Genomic DNA, 3,366 nt, shown 5'->3' with positions numbered 1-3,366 from the left:
GGGAGATGGAAAGGGCAAGCCGGTATGGACACCCGCTGTCACTTATAATGATAGACATAGACCTCTTCAAGAAGATCAACGATACATACGGACATCCACAGGGGGACATCGTCCTGAAAATGATTGCAGAAGTAATATCATCGACACTGCGTTCATCCGATATAGCCGCAAGATACGGCGGCGAGGAATTTTCCATCGTACTTCCGGAGACCACACTTAAGGGGGCTGCGGTTTTAGCCGAAAGGATCAGACTTGCTGTGGAAAAACTCCATATCCCTCTCAACTGCAAACAGATAACACAAACCGTCAGTCTCGGGGTAACCACCTATGACCCCGCAAAAAAGAAAACCAAAAAGGGTACAATTATAGACGCTGCAGATAAGGCCCTGTACTCATCAAAGAAAAACGGAAGAAACAGGGTAAGCATCTTTGAACTGCAACCCTGATATCTGCAGCATACGTACTGAACTTAGTGAACTTAGGGGACATCCTATTGACTACGTTGACTAACTACTTTTCCGTGTTATTATCTTACATACTGCAGAGGTGGAAACTCCTACCTGGCGAGCAACCTCCGCCAATGGAATCCCATAAGTCTCAATCAACCTGCAAACTATCTGCGACCTTACCTCAGACACCCTGCTCCTCCGGCTGCCAGACTCCAATTCCTGAATATTTACCCCTTCTTTTTTGCATATCTTCTGTATAACTTCTTTCATTTTCTTTCTTCGTTCATCTGCTGAAAACTGCTTCTTTAACTTATCCTCTGCCTCCTGCAGAACCTTCATTACAAAATCCCCGCTCCCTAATATCCGCTCATCAGTCAGTCTCCCCTCTCCTTGTCTTCTCAAGGATTTCACTTCCGACCATCCACCAAGTGAGCGGATTAATCCGCCTCCAACCAACTCCGGTTGATTCCCTTTTGCTATTCCACCTTTAAGAAATACCCGGTAGGCCTTTCTTGCCTCTCCCTCCTTATTGCCAAACCGGTTTAATACATAATCACGGTCCTGCCATTTATTCTTTACTCTACCCATCAACACACTGTGTCCACAGTAACGGTATCTGTCAAGTTCCGACAGGGTTTTGACCAGGTTTGCACGAAGGGGATTAAGGTGTATATATCGAACCAACTCAGCAAAGTAACTGTTCTCGTCACACACTATTGATTTGTACCTGTTCTGAAACAGGTGGCCATGACGACGGTGGCGCTGGTTATAAGTGATTGCGTAGCCGGTCAGGAACCGGCGCATGAAGGTTGATATACCCACCTGGCCGCTTCGAAGAAGGAAATGTGCATGATTCGGCATCAATGCCCACGCATAGATTGAGGTTCTGGTCTCTAATGCAGCTCGCCCTACTCTTTCTACAAAATTCTCACGATCCTTCCTGTCATCTACTATTTTTCTCTGCTCTATTCCCCGAATGATAATATGGTGCAGTGTTCCCGGGGCATCAAGTCTTGCCTGCCGTGGCATTCTCTTTCTCCGTGTTGTTGTCGTTTTTTCGTAATTACTTTCCTCTGACTACATTACTATAGCATAGTTAGTCAATGTAGTCAATAACGTCCCCTAAGTCTTTTTCTGTTCGTATAAAGATGGAACTAAACTATTACGTCCTCTAAGTCAGTAGACCTCCGGTCGCTAAAATAAGAAACCAGAGTGAACTAACCAAAATCTGAAACCAGATTTTTTCAGTAAATTGATAATTATTCAATTTCATTGATTCCAAAATCTAATTGGCCTAATTCGCGGACGTAAAATAGTATGTTACCGCGCTTGCGACTATTGCGGAAATTATTATAAAAAGAATTCTCTTAAAATAGTTTGCTGATAATAATTTAAATTTTGAAACGAATTTATGCCATTTTAATTTATGCCTGAATGACACCTGGCATTCATGGTACCCATCTTCAGTGAAGAATACTGAGGATAATGGCTCTGATGGTGATTTTAAATACCCATGTCCAATTAAAGAAACCAACGATTCGCGAATATTACTTGGGTGGATTAACGAAAAATCACGATCAAAGCCTGACACATCAAGCCCACGTGTTGTGAGGACGCCATTATTCGTTATATTGAACAAGAGTTCCCGTTCTAACTTTGTGAGATCATTTACTTTAACTTTTACCATGATTTATCAAATGCCTAATGCGGAGCTGAGCGAAGTAGGAACAGGCTCAAGCGAAGCTTGAAGTCCGTGAGGACTTTCGCTCCAGCGGATTTGTTCGGACGTGCGCAGCACACCCGAACAATTAATATACGAACTACCTGTTTCTCCCCAAATTTCCCTATACTATATCACATTTTAGGAACATATGCACTCTCTAATTGATTATTTTATCAAAAAAACAAATTATCATTTTCGTATCTATGCTGTAATATCAGGCAATACGTAATACGTATAGTATTGGTAAAAACTGCATCTTAATCACCCAACCCTCGCCCTCCCCCGTCAAGGGGGAGGGAAGTATTTCGGGATTTCGAGGTTATATCTACAAATTCACAACAGGACAGGCTGAACGATCACCCGTGCAGACCCCATCCCTGCACAAACCCATAATCCCCTGATGACAGAGGGCGAAATCATATTTTAACGGGTCTTCAGGATCGAGCCTCCTGAGGCTTTCTGTAATCTCCTCAGCCATCTTCCAGTCCCGGCTTCTTCGACCGGTAAGGCTGAGGCACCTGCTGATCCTTGCTATATGCGTATCAAGCGGGATAACAAGCCGGTTTGCGGGAATCCCCTTCCAGATGCCGAAGTCAATATCCCCGCTCCTGACCATCCACCGCAGAAAAAGGTTCATCCTCTTGCAGGAACTCCCCCTCTCAGGGGAGGGGAAAAACTGTTTAAATCCCGCAGGGTTTATATCCTGACCGTACACAGGGGTTTTATTCAGAGACAAGGCATACCTGACCATACCTGAAATTGCCGTTGAAACAGCCTGGCCGTCATATGACTCAAGAAAAGCTATCTCAACAGAGCCGTATTTCTCGAGTATGGCTGAGAGCACATAAATCAGGCAGACGATGTCCTCTGTTTTGTTGAACCTGTATCTTATACCATCAAAACGGCGGGCATCTTTTTTGGGGTCAAATCCGGCAATGAAGCCGGCAGGGTTTTTCCCCATGGGGGTCAGTATTCTGTCAATCACAGGACTGAAGAGTGTTACCCTTCCGTAGGCAAGGGCTGAGGCGATAAAGGCGGCAACTTCTATATCTCTTCTGCCTTTGTAGCGGTGGGGAAATTTAACGGGGTCATGAAGGAGTCTTTCACTGAAATCATAGGTGCCGTATAAGTTATCAAGGATTTTTTTAAGTCCGGGGTAACCCAAAGATGATCTCCCGTTGATCCAGATCCACC

3 protein-coding genes are annotated in these 3,366 nt (G+C 44.4%); 1 reads left to right on the top strand and 2 read right to left on the bottom strand.

Annotated features, from left to right (window positions below; genetic code table 11):
* Positions 1-446, top strand: a 446-nt coding sequence (locus VST71_11575; GenBank protein ID MEC4686359.1) for a GGDEF domain-containing protein, incomplete at its 5' end; no start/stop codon positions are given.
* Positions 447-506: 60 nt separating this feature from the next.
* Here VST71_11575 and VST71_11570 read toward each other — a convergent pair.
* Both VST71_11570 and VST71_11565 read right to left on the bottom strand, forming a co-directional pair.
* The gene (locus VST71_11570; protein MEC4686358.1) at positions 507-1,478 is read right to left on the bottom strand and encodes a transposase; all 972 of its coding nucleotides are present in this window, start codon (positions 1,476-1,478) and stop codon (positions 507-509) included.
* Between the two features lie 1,019 nt (positions 1,479-2,497).
* A partial coding sequence (locus tag VST71_11565; protein MEC4686357.1) for a TIGR02757 family protein occupies positions 2,498-3,366 on the bottom strand: 869 nt, incomplete at its 5' end.

The organism is Nitrospirota bacterium, assembly GCA_035873375.1.
GTDB lineage: Bacteria > Nitrospirota > Thermodesulfovibrionia > Thermodesulfovibrionales > JdFR-85 > BMS3Bbin07.
The sequence above is the reverse complement of the archived record's forward strand: the minus strand, read 5'-3'. Positions and strand labels throughout refer to the sequence as shown.